The sequence below is a fragment of the Granulicella paludicola genome (assembly GCF_025685545.1).
GTDB lineage: Bacteria > Acidobacteriota > Terriglobia > Terriglobales > Acidobacteriaceae > Granulicella > Granulicella paludicola.
Genome location: NZ_JAGSYC010000023.1, coordinates 142,692 through 158,861, shown reverse-complemented (window position 1 = coordinate 158,861; position 16,170 = coordinate 142,692). Strand labels below are relative to the sequence as shown.

9 protein-coding genes are annotated in these 16,170 nt (G+C 57.8%); 7 read left to right on the top strand and 2 right to left on the bottom strand.

The features are described 5' to 3' along the window. Positions 1–23 precede the first annotated feature (23 nt). Positions 24–1,427 carry a sensor histidine kinase gene (locus tag OHL14_RS08035; protein ID WP_263378822.1) on the bottom strand — a complete coding sequence of 468 codons (1,404 nt, stop codon included), beginning with the start codon at positions 1,425–1,427 and terminating at the stop codon, positions 24–26. Beyond that, positions 1,424–2,104 carry a response regulator transcription factor gene (locus OHL14_RS08030; RefSeq protein ID WP_263378821.1) on the bottom strand — a complete coding sequence of 227 codons (681 nt, stop codon included), beginning with the start codon at positions 2,102–2,104 and terminating at the stop codon, positions 1,424–1,426. Before OHL14_RS08030 ends, OHL14_RS08035 begins: the two co-directional genes overlap by 4 nt. A 154-nt stretch (positions 2,105–2,258) precedes the next feature. On the opposite strand from OHL14_RS08030, the gene OHL14_RS08025 reads away from it, so the two are divergent. The 7 genes from OHL14_RS08025 to OHL14_RS07995 all read left to right on the top strand — a co-directional run bounded on the left by OHL14_RS08025 (position 2,259) and on the right by OHL14_RS07995 (position 16,151). Then, entirely contained in the window at positions 2,259–3,602 is a 1,344-nt protein-coding gene (locus OHL14_RS08025) for a TonB family protein (protein ID WP_263378820.1), read from the top strand. A 215-nt stretch (positions 3,603–3,817) separates the two neighbouring features. After that, on the top strand, positions 3,818–7,306 hold the full coding sequence (locus tag OHL14_RS08020) for a TonB-dependent receptor (RefSeq protein ID WP_263378819.1): 3,489 nt from the start codon (positions 3,818–3,820) through the stop codon (positions 7,304–7,306). 27 nt (positions 7,307–7,333) lie between these two features. Then, positions 7,334–8,272 (top strand): metallophosphoesterase family protein, encoded by a 939-nt coding sequence (locus OHL14_RS08015; RefSeq protein WP_263378818.1) that lies wholly within the window; start codon positions 7,334–7,336, stop codon positions 8,270–8,272. A gap of 121 nt (positions 8,273–8,393) precedes the next feature. Continuing rightward, the gene (locus tag OHL14_RS08010; RefSeq protein ID WP_263378817.1) at positions 8,394–9,386 is read left to right on the top strand and encodes an AcrB/AcrD/AcrF family protein; all 993 of its coding nucleotides are present in this window, start codon (positions 8,394–8,396) and stop codon (positions 9,384–9,386) included. A 22-nt stretch (positions 9,387–9,408) separates the two neighbouring features. Then, entirely contained in the window at positions 9,409–10,356 is a 948-nt protein-coding gene (rbsK, locus tag OHL14_RS08005; protein WP_263378816.1) for a ribokinase, read from the top strand. Between the two features lie 50 nt (positions 10,357–10,406). Continuing rightward, entirely contained in the window at positions 10,407–13,193 is a 2,787-nt protein-coding gene (locus OHL14_RS08000) for a M14 family zinc carboxypeptidase (protein ID WP_263378815.1), read from the top strand. Positions 13,194–13,661: 468 nt separating this feature from the next. Continuing rightward, positions 13,662–16,151 carry a TonB-dependent receptor gene (locus OHL14_RS07995; protein WP_263378814.1) on the top strand — a complete coding sequence of 830 codons (2,490 nt, stop codon included), beginning with the start codon at positions 13,662–13,664 and terminating at the stop codon, positions 16,149–16,151. Positions 16,152–16,170 lie beyond the last annotated feature (19 nt).

Genomic DNA, 16,170 nt, shown 5'->3' with positions numbered 1-16,170 from the left:
TGTCTTCACGGATTAAACGACGCTTAAGAACCAGCATGATCGGGCGCAATGATCGGTAGCTTCATCTCCACAATGGCTCCGCCGTCGGCATGATTTGCAATGGAGATAGAGCCCCCCGCTCGTTCGCAGATTGCTTTACAGATGGACAGACCCAGTCCAGTACCACCTGTCCTCCGGCTGCGCGATGCATCGCTGCGATAGAAAGCGCCAAAAACGAACGGCAGGTCCTCGGGTTCAACGCCAGCGCCGTGGTCGCGAACCGCCAAGCTGACGACGCCGTTCTCACACGTCAGCGAGATCTCTACCGATTCCTTTGCGGACGAATGTTGCAGAGCGTTCATTAGCACGTTTGAACACAGCAGTAGCGCGTCATCTTTGCTAGCCACGACGAACAAATTCTCTTTAGTAATGCGTTCCTCCACCTGGACCTGTTTCAGCTCTGCAAATGGCTGGCTTTGCGCTATTGCCTCCAGCACAGCTTCTGCAAAGTTGCAGCTCTGGTTGTAATTTCTCGGCGCTTGTTCGAGACGTGCCAGAGTCAGCATTTTCTGCACGGTCGTCTCCAGACGGCCGATGTCATCTAGCCCCAGCAAAAGTCCTTGCTCATACTCCTCTACAGAGCGTCGCCTCATGTTCAACACTTGCAGCGATGATTTGACGATGGCGAGATCCGTCTTCAGTTCGTGTGCAGCGTCGCTGGTGAATCTTCGCTGCTGTTCAAACGAAGACTGAAGGCGAAGCACAGACTTTTCCATAGCAGAGGCTAAAGGGCGCAGTTCGATAAAGTGTTTGCTGCTCGGCGGGGCATCGAAGACCCAGCTATCGGAGTCGATCCGGTCGGCCTCCGTAGCGAGCTCTCGTATGGGAAACAAGAATCGCCGAATCAACCATGTAAGAAAGATTGCTGTAAGGCCAAGCAAAAGCAGCGTTGCAAGAGCGAAGAAGCGAATGGCCTCGAGGATCTCGTGCCAAACTCGGCCCATCGGCAGTCCATACGTGATCCGAATATGGTGATAGACCGCAAACGGCTTTCCTGGATCGATCGCACGCTCGCCAGTCAGCACGTAGAAGATATAGTGCTCATTACCTATGTACGCGTCCGTAAACGTTCCCGAGGCCGTCGAAAGTCTTGGAGCTTCGCCTTGTGCACCCAGCACGCGGCCATCCGCTTCGATCGCGCTGTACACCGCCTTGGATGGTTGCGGCAGACCGTTCAGGTCCAACACAATGCTTCCATCCCGCGCGTCGGCTTCCTGCAAAGCTCCGAACAATGTGTTTGCACTAGCGCGGAGATTTGTCTTGAATACCGTAAACTGCACGTGACGCTCATGATTTGCGACCGTTGCAATAAGCACCAGAGCCGCCACGCACTGCATGAGGAGTACAGCCAGCATAAGTCGTCGCGTGATCGACGCGCTGGTCTTCATAGCTCTCCCTCTGCGTATAGACGGTAACCTCGATGCCGCAATGTCTCGATGATGGGCTCGGCACCCGGTAGCGTCAGCTTCCGTCGCAGATTGGAGATGTGCGCTTCGATCACATTCGAGTGGTGTTCCCAGTCATAGTCGTACAGATGCTCGAGCAGCTCTTTTTTTGAAACCACAGCCCGCGGCCGGTGAGCCAGATATTCAAGTATCCGATACTCCGTCGGGGAGAGATCGATTGATTTCTTGCCCCGGGTCACCGTCTGTCGTACGGTGTCGATACTGAGATCCACCACGCGCAGTAGCGGAGAGGATGTTCCTTTGGAGCGGCGGATCAGCGCCTTTACCCGCGCGATCAGCTCGCCCAGATCGAACGGCTTTGCCAGGTAGTCGTCAGCACCCAGGTTCAGCAAGTCGATGACTGAGGTTTTGCCCTCCTGTGCCGTGAGGATAAGCACAGGGCTGTGCACACCCTTATTGCGAATCGCCTGCAGCACGCTCTTTCCATCGCGCCTCGGCAGCATCAGGTCCAGCAGGATCACATCGAATAGACCTTGCTCTGCATAGGCCAGCCCTTCGATGCCGTCGATCGCATGATCGACGGCAAACCCTGCCTCACGCAGGCCTGCCACAATATTTGTCGCGAGCCTAAGCTCATCTTCGACAACGAGAACTCTCATACACGCCATTCTCGCGCATCAGGCTTAACTTTTCCTGAAAGCGACTGCGGGCCTCCCAATACCGGCCCAATTCACACAGAAGGCAACATCTTGCCCGGCGTTGTGTCTAACCTAGAATAGGACCGCGTTTCACCGGCACGAAAGGTAAGCAGACATGTTGCAACCGCTCCAGCTCGAAGAGGTGTCCGTCCGCTGCGCAAGCGAGATTGCGGAGTTGTGCGATTTCTTCAACAAAGCCGGTGTGGCTCTTAACACCTCCGCGAGCTTTAGCTCTGTTGCCACGCGTGTCCGTACTGACCGTGCCTTCTCTCGCGACCTCACCTCGCATGTATGGGTCTTTCTTAATGCCAGCGATAAGCAGATCAGCTACTCTGATCTGCTTGGGATGCTGGCGATCGCCTCTGCCGGCCCGGCCTTTGCCGCCTCGGCAAGCGAGGCCGACGCCCACTTTTTGCTGCGTTTCCTAATGGATGCCCGGAACGCCTTCGATACCCCGGTTGCTCCGCGTACCGCTTTCGTGCCTCTTGTCGTGGCGCCGGTCGCCGCCCCTCTGGTAGAAGCTCCAGCCATCGTTCCGACAGCGGCTGTTGCACACGTCGCCAATGATGAGCGGGAAGACACTCCACTCATCTTTGAGATGCCGCAGGACGAAGATGCTCATCGTCCGTTGCTCTGGTTCGCTGTCGCTGCCTGCCTGCTACTGGCGCTGTTTGGCGGATTCTGGCTCTTCCGTCCTTCTCCGCCAAACAACCCGGGCACCAGCGCGACAACTGTTTCGCCAACACCCTTCGAAGCTCCTTCGGCAGCAGAAGCCAGCAAAAGCATGGCCAGTTCTTCTCAGAATCAAGAAGGGATCACTCCTGCAAAGGACAAAAGGCCTAGCCACACAATCTCCACTCCGCCTGTATCGCAGCCAAGCGGTTTCACGCCGCGTTCAAGGCCCACCGCTTCTAGGTTATCCGGCATCGCCTCACCACCTGCCGTTCCAAGCGGGCCGAACGGTAAACCTTCGCCATCCACACAGCTCACAGCTGTGGCGAGGTCTGCGCCGACTGAAGCTTCGAGCTCCCCTCGTCTTCTCCGCCATTCGCCCACGCCCTCATCCAGTGCTCTATCCTCCAGCCCGAACCTGACTCCTGCGCCTGTCTATGTCGCGCCGCTGGCTGGCCCAGGTAACAATAGCCCCATAGGCGGGGTCGTGCATAAGGCCACCGTCCGCGCTACCTCGCTTGGTTCCATGGCGGCCAATGTCACTTACAGCCCGGCTCCCGCATACCCTTCCGCGGCCTCCGCGCTGCATGTTCAGGGAGAGGTCAAGCTCGAAGCCGAGGTGGACCCGACGGGCTCTGTCATCTCCACCCGTATCATCAGCGGACCTCCACTCTTGCAGGCCGCCGCCGCCGATGCCTTGCAGCGTTGGCGCTATCGTCCCTACCTCTACAACGACAAACCGATTGGTATGAATGCTACCGTCGTCATGGACTTCCAGCTACCCTAAACAGCTCGCAAGCCTGAGGGTTCCGCCTGAATATTCATTTGAGGCTAAAACGCCATAGTTGATCAGCAAATTGGCTAGCTACCGGCGAACTGTAACGGGACTTTTATCGTCTAGCAACAATCTCCAGATAGTGTCACGCATGGACATCCTGACCTCACTCCCCATAGAGTTCTAGAGTTCGTCAGCTAACCCCTGCAAGACTTTTCTGGAGAACCATGCGCAATCTGCTACGTCTATCAATCTCGCTGCTCCTGCTCGTCGTCTGCCCGTTTCTGGCGATGGCGCAGTTTGAGACCGCCTCTGTGCTCGGGTACGTTCGAGACAGTTCCGGCGCCTTCGTTCCAAACGCGACCGTTACCCTCACCAATCAGGGCACCAAATCTAAGGTCACCGTGAAGACCAATGACCAGGGTGCCTACCAGTTCACCGATGTCAAAGTCGGCCAGTACAGTGTCTCGTCTGAGGCGAACGGCTTTACCCTGAGCAAGACCGAGAACTTCTCCGTACAGGTCGCCGCTCACCAGCGCGTGGATCTCACCATGCAGATCGGTTCGCAGAGCGATACCGTCACCGTCAGCGCCGCCGCCGCAATCCTTGAGACGGATGCGAGTGATCGCGGCCAGGTCATCGGCGCCCGCGAGGTCCAGAACATCCCCCTCAACGGTCGTGAGTACGCCGATCTCGCCGCGCTCGTTCCCGGCGTTCGCCGCAACATCCTCGAAAGCACCACATCCGATTCCAGCCGCGATGCCAGCTTCAACGTGAACGGCATGCGCAGCGAGTTCAATAACTTCCTCCTCGACGGTGTCGATAACAACTCGTACGGAACTTCGAATCAGGACTTCTCAAACCAGGCCATCCAGCCCTCGCCTGATGCGATCGACGAGTTCAAGGTGCAGACCGACAACTACAGCGCCGAGTACGGTCGTTCCGCCGGTGCCGTCATCAACGTATCGATCAAGAGCGGCACCAACCAGTTTCATGGCAACGTGTACGAATACATCCGCAACACATCGCTAAACGCGATTGGTCCTTTCCTGCCGCCGACCAACACCGTCACCGGCAAAGCCCAGAAGCCCACCCTGAACCGCAACCAGTTCGGTGCCACCTTCGGCGGTCCCATCATCAAGGACAAGCTCTTCTTCTTCGCGGACTATGAAGGCATGCGCCAGGTCACGCACCAGATCAATACGGCGACCGTACCTGACACCGATCAGAACGGCACCAGCGCGATTGCCGTTGCCAAGGGTGGCTACGTGTTCTACGCTGTGCCGACAGCAGCGATTCCCAATCCCGCTGCGATTAAGCTGACGAATCCGTACAATGGAACCGTCTACCAGGGCACCAGCAACACAACGGACCCCACGTTCATTCCGTTCACCGATCCCAGCATCTCCAGCTTCGCGAAGGGCGTTATCACTGCTCTTCCGAACCCGAACCTCGCGGGTATCGTTTCCAATAACTACGTTTCTCTGCCGTCCGACACCATCAAGGATGACAAGGGTGATGTGCGTGTGGACTACACAGCCAACCCGAAGACCACGGCGTTCGTTCGCTACAGCCACCACCTCAGCAATATCTTCTCGCCACCGGCCATTCAGGGTTCGGCCGGCGGTAACAGCAATGGCTACGTGCTCATCTTCAACCAGCAGATTGCTGGCGGCGTAACGCACAGCTTCAATGCCAATCACCTCATCGACGCGCGCTTTGCCTTTACGCGCACGGATGGCGGCAAGACCCCCTACGGTCACAGCCTCCCCAGCCTCGAAGGCGGCATCGTCGGTCTTCCCACCACGGGCCCTGAAGTCACCAGCCTCAACGCGCAGAATGTAAATAATTTTTCGCAATTTGGCTCGCTCACCAGCAATCCCCAGTTCCAGAACCCCTACGTCTACAACCCGAAGATCAACTACACGTGGACCAAGGGTCGCAGCACGTACAAGTTCGGCTATGAGTATCAAGCGATCTTTACCACCATCGACGACTTCAACCCGTCCTATGGTGCTGATACCTACGCCGGCTACTACAGCTCGACGAACGGTGCCACCACTACGGCCGCAGCCGATAACGGCACCAAAGAAGCTGTTGCACTTGCCGACTTCCTTTTCGGTGCTCGCAATACCTACCAGCTCAACAACTTTACGGTGGCTAACCTCAATCAGCGGATGCACTTCTTCTACGTACAGGATGATGTTCGTCTGACACCGAAGCTCACGGTCAACGCTGGTCTCCGCTATGAACTCGTGACGCCGCAGTGGGAGTCTGCGAACCATCTCGCCAACTACGATCCTTCCACTCAAACCATGATTACGGCTTCGAACGGTTCCATCTACAACCGTGCACTCGTAAACATGCCGAAGCTGGACTTTGCTCCTCGTGTCGGTGCTGCTTACCAGATCGATAACAAGACCGTAATTCGTGCGGGCTATGGCATCGGCTACGCGCAGTTCAACCGCGAAGGCGGCGAGAACCTGCTCGTTTACAACATTCCGTACGTCGTAAATACCTCCATCACGCAGACCCCTTCGCTTGGGCTCTGCACCACGGCCCAGGCTGCTGTTGCTTACAATCCCGCCAACCCAAACCCCTGCTTCCGCGCAAGCTACCAGGGCTACCCCACCAACTTCGCCAACCCTGCCAATGTCACTGCAGCTAGCACCCTTAACACCCAGGTCCGCTACTTGCCAAAGAATCTTCCGACAGGCTACGTACAGAGTTACCATCTCACTGTGCAACGTCAGCTTGGCAGCCACGACACCCTCGAGGTTGCCTATGTTGGCGAACATGGCGTGAAGCTTGAGACGTTGGCCGATCTGAACCAGGCCTCGCCGAATCCTGTAACAGCGACCTGCAATGCTACCGTTACCACAGGCTGCCTCTCGCTCGCGGCGCGTCGTCCCATTCAGACGTTCAACACGATCGAAGAGACGCTGCCTGCCGGCTACCTGCTCTACAGCGCTCTGCAGACCAAGTTCGAGCACCGTACCAGCCACGGCTTGTACCTGCTGAACTCCTTCACGTGGTCGCGTGCCATTGATAACGCCGGTGGTCATCTCGACACCAACGATGGCGATAACTCGCGCATCAATCTGGCGAACCCGCGCGGCGAGCGTGGACCTTCCGGCTACAATCAGCCGCTGAATGAAACGCTCTCCATCGTGTACGACCTTCCTTACGGAAAGGGCCGCACCTTTGGTGGCGACTCTCCCATCTGGATGCAGGAGATTCTCGGCGGATGGCAGGTCAACGCCATCAACAACATCAACAGTGGTTTGCCATTCAACGTGATCTACTCGCCCACCGCGGCCCAGCAGGTAAGCACGATTCTGAACCAGCGTCCGAACCAGACCGGCGTCGGCGTTCTACCGAAGTCGCAGCGCGTCAAGACGAACACGACGGAGCTGATTTTGAATTCGGCTTCGTTCAGCCTGCCCACGGCCAACCAGCCCTACGGCAATGCTGGCCGCAATAGTTTGCGTCTCGATCCTTACTACGACCTGGACTTTGCGCTGCACAAGCAGTTCGATCTGGTTCGCAACGTGAAGTTTGACTTCCGCGCTGAGGCCTTCAACCTTCTCAATAAAGTCAACTACGAAGGTCCTTCTTCGGAGACGGTTGGTTCCAGCAGCTTCGGACTCGCGTCCGGTGTGACTTCGGCCTTCCCGGCACGTGTTCTGCAGTTCGCCGGTAAGATCGTCTTCTAACGTTCGTCTCGAATCTGGAGATCAAACATGAATCGTCGCCAGTTCTCTGCACTTGGCGCTGCGTCGTTCGGCAACCTGCTCACCCGGCAACTCTGGGCTGAGCAGGTTCGCGCGGCCCACACCTCCAACAAGTTTTACTTCGCGCTTGTCGCCGATACGCACATCATTGACGACTTCTACGTAAAGGGCAGCGAGAACGGAGTGGAGGACAATGAGAGCATCCTACTCACCACGCCTCGTCTCATCTCTGCGCGCGACCTCATCAACTCGCTCAACCCTGGTATCGAGCAGGTCTTTCTGCTCGGCGACTACTTTCACAACTATCCGTCGATCGACTACGACTTCTATTTCGAGAACACCACAAGGCTCGATAACGCCAAAGCCATCACCGACAAGTTCAAGATGCCGGTGCATCTGGGCTTTGGCAATCACGACTACGACGTGAAGCGTGTGCCGCGTGAGCTGAGCCATCGCCTCTTCGAGGCCAAGTTCAACGCCAAGCCCTACTCGATGCTGGACTACAAGGGCTACAAGTTCATCCACCTCAATAACTTTCTCGGCTCCACGCAGGACAATACGGCGAGCAACTTCAACCCCGGACGCGGTTCTCTTGGTGAAGAGCAACTGCACTGGTTCGAAGCGCAACTGCAGCAGCACAAACCGACCTTTGTCTTTATTCACTATCCGCTCGATCTCGATGAGCCGACAGAGTTCGCTGACTATGGCCTCTATCCGCTGCTACAGAAATACAAGGACACGATCCAGCTCGTCATCTCCGGCCACAAGCACAAGTGGATCGACAACGGCCGTACCTATGGCCCTCAGCATTATGTGATGGCAGCGACTCGCTACGATCCCAACGCGTACATGCTTATGGAGGTCGACACGAAGCACGGCACCTGGCGCTTTATGAATGCGGATCTGGTCGAGTGGTCCACGCACTACGCCAAACCATACATCGGTTAGCCTTCAACGCAGCACCCGACGAACGAGACAGGAAAATCCTTTCCTGTCTCGTTTTGCTTTGTCTGGGGTATGCTGACAGTTCGCACAAACGAGCGTGTGCAACTGCTCTTCGAGGTGTCTCTTGTTTCAGCCGCAAGCGTACGGAACCGTTCTCGTCGTCATGCTCACCAGCATGTTGTGCTGGGGATCATGGGCCAATACCCGCAAGCTGACGCACGGTTACTCCTTCTCGCTCTTCTATTGGGACTACGTAATTGGCATAATCCTCGGCAGTCTCCTCTGGGGTTTCACACTCGGCAGCCTGAACGGCGGCCCGACAGCATTCCTCGCAAACCTGCACAAGAGCGACAGACATCACCTGCTCTATGCTCTGGCCGGTGGTGTTGTCTTCAACATTGCGAACCTGTTGCTGGTTGCAGCCATTGACGTCGCCGGTATGGCGGTGGCATTTCCTGTAGGCATTGGCTTGGCACTCATAGTTGGCGTTGTACTCAACTACATCCTTAACCCTGCGGGCAATCCACTGCTGATCTTCGGTGGAGTCGCGCTGGTGGGCGTCGCCATTCTGCTTGACGCTATGGCTTACAAGCGCCGCGAAGCGAGCGGCACTGTCAGTCGTCGGGGAGTTATGTTGAGCATCGTCAGCGGTGTGCTCATGGGGACGTTCTTTCCGCTGGTCGCCAAGTCCACACTTGGAGAACACGCGCTTGGACCGTATGTCGTAGCATTCATCTTCGCGCTTGGCGTAGCGATCTGTACGGTCCCGCTGAACAGTGTGTTGATGAAATATTCCTTAACCGGCGAGCGTTCAACGACGTTCTCGCAATATGCCGGCGCAAAGGGTTCGTGGCACTTCTGGGGAGCCGTCGGAGGCGCGATCTGGTGCACCGGGGCCGTCGCCAGCTTCGTCGCCTCCAAGGCGAATCTCGTGGGCCCTGCTGTGTCTTATGCCATTGGGCAAGGCGCAACGATGGTCTCAGCGATCTGGGGTGTCTTCGTGTGGAAGGAGTTCGCGACAGCGCCGCAGGCCTCGCGACGACTCATTCCCTGGATGTTTTTCTTTTTTCTCGCGGGCCTCGGTTGTATCGCGGCTGCTCCGCTCGTCTCGCACTAACCTGCTCGGAGATATCAATAGCATGAAGAGCATCGTAGTCGTCGGTAGTCTGAACCTTGATCTTGTCGCCTATCTTTCGCGCATGCCTCTTGAGGGTGAAACGCTTACGGGGAATGATTTCGCGACCTTTCCCGGTGGCAAGGGAGCCAATCAGGCCGTGGCCGCAGCTCGGCTTGGTGCCAATGTAGCGATGGTAGGACGCCTCGGCAGCGATGGCTTCGGCGATCAGTTGCGACAGGCGTTGCAGAAGGACAGTGTGGACGCGACCGCCGTGCTTTCTGTCGAGAAGCCTTCGGGCACAGCGGTGATTCTTGTCACCGAGACAGGTGGCAACTCCATCGTCGTCATCCCGGGTGCGAACCATGCGCTCACACCGGCAGAGCTGGAGAAACATGCCGACCTGCTGCGAAATGCCGCAGTCATTCTCGCGCAGCTTGAGGTGCCAATGAACACTATCGTTCGGCTCGGAGAGATGGCAACAGAGTACGGCATTCCGTTCATCCTCGATCCCGCACCCGCGCAGAGACTCCCCATTGAGTTGTTGACGAACGTCACCTGGCTGACGCCAAACGAGAGCGAAACGAAGTTGCTGCTAGGCTTCCTCGGAGAGCCTATCGAGAGCGAGATTGCGGAGGATGCGTCTGCAGCAGCAGCTGCGGATCGCTTGCTGGAAACAGGTGTTCGCAACGTCATTCTGAAGTTGGGCAGCCGCGGCGTTTACCTGAAGGGCCTGGATGTAGAGAGTGTGCGTATACAGCCTTTCCAGGTGCAGGCCGTCGATACGACCGCTGCGGGTGACGCTTTCAATGGTGGCTTTGCCTATGCCCTGACGCAAGGACAAGTGCCCGCTGAGGCGGCCCGATTTGCGTGCGCAGTTGCAGCGGTCTCGGTAACACGTGCGGGAGCGCAGCCGTCGATGCCAACGCTGGAGGAAGTGACGAAGCTACTCACCGCGTCGTCCGCCAGGTAAGCGGCGCGTTAGTATAGGGCGAAGATCCTCTAAAGGTGGAGAACGTTCCTATGCCGAAGCGCCTATCAGCGGTGTTGTCCGTGTTTCTTGTCGCCTCTTCCGCAGCCTGCGTGGCCCAGACCATGGACACCGACTTTGCCGCGAGCGTGAAGGATTGGACGACAAAGCCGGAGTTTCTGAGCCCGCTGGTGGACCATCTGCCTGCGAGTTCCCAAGTGCCTTCGCCGAAGGATGTGTTGGGTCATCATATTGGCGCGCCCAAGCAATTGACCTACTATGCCGACGTGCTCCGCTTCTACGACTCACTGGCAGCGCATACGGGTCGCGTGAAGGTGATGCGGATCGGCAAGACCGAGGAAGGTCGCGACTCGGTCATCGTCTTCGTAGGTTCCGAGGACTCGATAGCTCATCTGGAAGATAACCGCAAAAACCTGGCGCGGCTGGCAGATCCGCGTGGGCTGAGCGATGCGGAGGCTCATGCGCTCATTGCGAAGACGAAGCCGATCTACACACTATCGGGCGGTCTGCACAGCGCGGAGTTAGGACCTCCGGAGATGCTGATGGAACTGGCGTATCGACTGGTGACAGAGGATTCGCCGCTGATCCAGAAGATACGTTCGGAGGTCGTCGTGGCGATCCTGCCGGTGGCTGATCCCGATGGCCGTGACCGCTCGATTGATTGGTACTTCGCGCACAACGTGGATGTGACGAACTATGAAAAGATGTCCAGCGTTCCGTATTGGGGCAAGTACACAAAGCATGACGACAATCGTGACATCAACTATGCGGGAGCGGCGAACCAGAACTTTCTGAACTGGTATCTGCAATGGCATCCGCCGATCATTCACGATCTGCATGAATCTGTTCCGTTTCTTTATATCTACAGCGGGCAGGCACCGCAGAACCCGCTGTGGGATCCGATCGTCTATGGCGAGCTTCCGATGCTTTCCAACTGGGACATGTCGCAGCTGACGAAGTATGGAATGCCCGGCGTGTGGACGCATGGCTATGTCGATGCGTGGTCGCCGGGATACGTAGCGATCATGGCAACGAACCACAACGGGTTGATGCGCTTCTACGAGATTATGGGCAACGCTGGAGCGACGACGATGCAGCGGACCATCTCGAACCCAAATCCCGCGGTAACTGGTGGAGGCGGAGGAGCGGGCGGCGACGCGACGAAGCGGCAATGGTTCCGGCCCAATCCTCCATACAAAGAAGTGCTGTGGTCGATGCGGAACAACACGAACTATGCCGAGACGGGCGTGCTGACGTCGCTGCAGTTCGCGTCGGCGTTTCCGCAGGTGCTGCTTGAGGACTACTACGTAAAAAGCCGTAATGCGGTTACGGCCGGTACCAAAGATGCGCCTTACGGCTTTGTGATTCCGGCAGATCAGGAAGACCCGACGCGCGTGGCGTTCGTGTTGCACATTCTTCGGATGCAGGGCATCGAGGTGGGTCGCGCGAAGTCGGCGATCAAGTTGAGCGATGGTGAGTATCCTGCTGGTTCGTTGATTGTGAAGTCGAACCAGCCTTATGGACCGCTCGCGAAGACGCTGCTGGGCAAGCAGGTCGATCCTGATCCTGAGTTGACGACCTACGACGACAGCGCGTGGACGATGAGCCTGATGACGAACACGGTCATCAAGCCGACGAAGGACATTGCGGTACAGGCGGTCGCGGTGGATCTGGTGGAGGCGACAAAGCCGGTTGGAACCCTGAAAGATGCGGCTTCAGTTGCTGTTTACGCGGTTGCGGACCATGGTTCGCCGAACCTCGTGACTCTGAGATACGGATTGAAGGACGCAGCGGTGCAGATCGCCGAGAAGCCGTTTGCGGTGGATGGCACGACGTTTGCTGCGGGGACGTTCCTGGTTCCAGCCAGCGCTGGCGGTGCGTTGAAGCCGCTGGCGAAGGAGCTCGGGTTGAATGTGACTGCGCTTGCGGCGATGCCGAAGGTAGAGAAGCATGAGGCTCCGCTGCCGCGGCTGGCGATCTTCAGCACGTGGAGCGGAACGCAGGATGTTGGCTGGGTCCGTTATACGTTCGATCAGTACAAGGTGCCTTACGACCTGATCTTCAAGGAACGCGTATTGAAGGGCGATCTGGCGAAGGACTATGACGTGGTGCTGATTCCGAACCAGGTGCGGAATGCGAAGGCGATGGTCGTCGATATTCCCAAGGGCGATAAGCCGTTGCCTTATGTGAAGTCGGAGAAGTTCAAGTTTCTCGGCGACTACGGATCGTCGGAGGACATCTCCGGCGGAATGGGAGCTGCGGGCGTTGTGGAGCTGGAGAAGTTTACCGAGAGCGGTGGACTTCTGGTGACGCTGGGGACTTCGAGTGCGTTTCCTGTGGACTTCGGGATGACGCCGACGATCGACAGCGGAACTCCGGCTGGCAAGTTCTATGCTCCGGGACCGATTGTGGAGGCGGAGATTACGCATCCGGAGAATCCGATTTTTTATGGCTACTCGGAGAAGACGGTTCCCGTGCGTTATGCGAATGGGCCTTTGTTGCGAATGCCTGCCGAGATGAACCGTACGAATGTGCTGATGCGGTTTCCAGGCGGGGAGAAGTCGGTATTAAGCGGTCTGTTCAACGGCGCGGATGAGATCAAGGGCCGCGCTGCGGTGGTCGTTGCGCCTGTCGGAAAGGGCGAGGTTGTGATGTTTACGACGAATCCGGTGTGGCGCTGGCAGAACCTTGGCGAGTACCGAATGATGTTCAACACGCTGATGAACTTCCGGAATCTGGCTCAAGTAGAAGGGTCGGCGGAAAAGGCTGATACTCCCCCTCCCCCCTCTCCCCCCATACTTTCGAGGTCAAAGTATTGAAAGGGAGCCGGTTAGGTCTGGAAATAAGAGCCAAACTGGTGCAGATAAGTCCATCCAGAAGCGAAGAGGCCGGGGATCTGATCCCTGGCCTCTTCGCTTGCCTCTATAACTTAATGATAGCAGATTGGAAAAGGTAAACATGCAACTTTATTCCTTTTGCAATGAACAGGTTACAGTCGCGGGGGCTTGACAAGAATTGGCGGGAAAGAGGGACACCGGTGGGAAGTAGCGCGTGCCCAAGCTTTGACGTTTCTATACGGTTTGATACGTTATATAGAGTATTGGGTCGTATGTCGACATCTGCATAGGTCAATCCTGTCCTGTGGTTTGAACACACGCGAATGAAGGGAGTGCCCTTCTTTGTTCGAACCCGAAACTAAGCAAAAAAGCTCGAAACGACGACGCGGCGGGCGATGTTTGCCGGCCTGTCGACGGTCGTGACGAGTGGGTAGTTTTTCTGAGGAGCGCATGAAGCAGATTTCTGAGGTTGCAAAAGCTGGCTGTCGTTGGCGGTTGGCTCTGGTGGGGGGTGTTTGCCTGTTGTCGTTTGGTGGGGCGAAGGCATGGGCGCAGGCGAGTGTGAGTGGGACGGTGAGCGATCCCGACCAGTCAGCGGTCAGCCATGCGGTGGTGACGTTGTCGAGCGGGATGCGGTCGAGCGGTCTACGAACGACGACGGATGATGCGGGGCATTATCGGTTTGGCGGCGTGCCCGCTGGGACGTATCGGTTGGAGGCCCGCAAGGACGGGTTCGCGGTGGTCGATGTGGACGGCGTGGTGGTGGCGAGCCAGAGCGTGACGCGCGATGTGGCGTTGCAGGTTTCGGGTGCGAATGCTTCGGTGACGGTGACGGCGGGGATCTCGGGTACTGCTGCGAATGGGTATTCCGTGGCGCAGGTGGACCGCGGGGTGATGGGCAATGCGCCGATCGTGAACCAGCCGTATGTGATTACGGTGATGCCGGCGGACGAGATCCAGAACACGCAGGTGAAAAGCTTCAAGGACACAATGAAGTACCTTCCGCTGGTGTCGTACACGGAGCAGCAGGGTCCGGAGATTCTGCGACCCGCGACGCGCGGCGTGCAGGGCAGCATCGCGCAGAACACGCGCATGGATGGCATGGCGATCGCGATTACCGGTGGCAATGCGATGGAGCAGTACCAGGAGCTGCAGGTGGAAAACGGCCTGGGCGCTGCGATGTATGGCCCCGCGAACCCGTCGGGCATGTTCGACTTCGTGTTGAAGCGGCCGACGGAAGAGCGCACTAACAACATCTATCTCGAGCAGGACAGCAGCACGGTGGGCACGATCTATGGCGACTTCGGTGGCCGTCTGGGGCCGCATAAGATCCTGGGCTATCGCTCAAATCTGCTGTACGGGGATGGCACGCAGTTTGTAGAGGCGAGCCGGTTGCGTCGTCGGCTGGCGGAGTTCGCATTCGACCTGCGACCGACCGATCACACGACGATCGATGCGCACTACAGCGTGTATGACATTGTGCAGCGCGGCTGTCCGGGCTGGTTCAGCTACGGGCCTTCGTCGAAGACGAACGCGGCTGCGCCGGACTTCCTTCTGCCGAGTGCGCCAGACCCGACGGTCCGTGGCTATGGGCAGGCGTACGCGGGTGTGAACCTGACGACGCAGAGCACGAGCGTTCGGCTGCTGCATGACTTTACGCCAAACTGGCATGCGATGGCGGGTGGACTGGCGCAGCGGCTGGACCGCTTTATCGATACGCCGGTGAACACGATCAGCGATAACGCAGGCGATTACAACTCGTCGCTGGCGGCTGGCTTTGCGCCGCGCTTTGGCGTGGAGAGCGACCTGGGATACATCACGGGCGTGATCCAGAGGTGGGGCATCAAGCAGGATGTGGTTCTGGCGAGCGAGGGATACCGGTTCAACCAGTATGCGTATACCTCGCCTGCGGCGGCGACGCTGGCGCTGGGTTCGGCGAACGTGAATGCGCCGAAGATCTTCAACGCTCCGCTGGCAGGGCTGCCACAGAACCATGGGCTGTACCAGTCGGCTGTCGTGCATCAGCAGGGGTTCAACCTTGGCGATCTGCTTTCTTGGAAGAACCGTTTCCTGGTGCGGCTGGCGGCGAGCCAGGACTGGATCGGCGTGGACAACAACTCGGCGACGGCGCGGACGAGCGGATCGAACAAGCAGGGCATCAGTCCTTCGGCGAGCGTGATGTACAAGCCTACGAGCTGGTCCACGGTGTATGGCACGTATGCGAGCAGCTTGCAGCAGGGCGATATTGCGCCGGGCGGCACGATCGTGAATGGCGTGAATACACTGGTGAACGCGAACCAGTCGCTGGCTCCGTACCGCAGCAAGGAGTGGGAGATTGGCGTAAAGACCGAGGCCCGTCCGCTGGCGGTGACGGCGGCGCTGTTCCGGCTGCAGCGACCGTTTGCCGATACGCTGGCCTACAACGGCAGCGCGACGCAGACGATCTATACGATTGCCGGGCAGCAGGTGAACTATGGCGCGGAGATTTCGGCGCAGGGCACGGTGTTTCACCGGCTGCTGATCGATGGCGGCTTTACTGCACTGAATGCGCGGCTGAACGATACGAACGTGGCCTCGACGAACGGCAAGCGGTTCGTGGGTATCCCGGCGTACAAGTCGAACCTGCTAAGCGAGTACCGCGTGCCAGGTGTGGCGAACCTGAGCCTGACGGGGGACTGGCAGTTTGTGGGCAAGCGTCCTCAGGATGATCAGAACCTGCACACGACGACGGGCTACAACACGTTCGACTTCGGCGCACGATACCAGCATGCGCTGTTTACGAAGCTGGCCACGCTGCGGTTCACGTGCAACAACATTACGGACACGCGGTACTACTCGACGATTGCGGCGGGGGATATTACGGGTTCGAATGCAAGTGCGAACACGGCGCACCTGGGAGCGCCTCGGACGATCTCGACTTCGCTTCAGTTTGCTTTTTAGGGGAGGTGTTTCTGGAGAG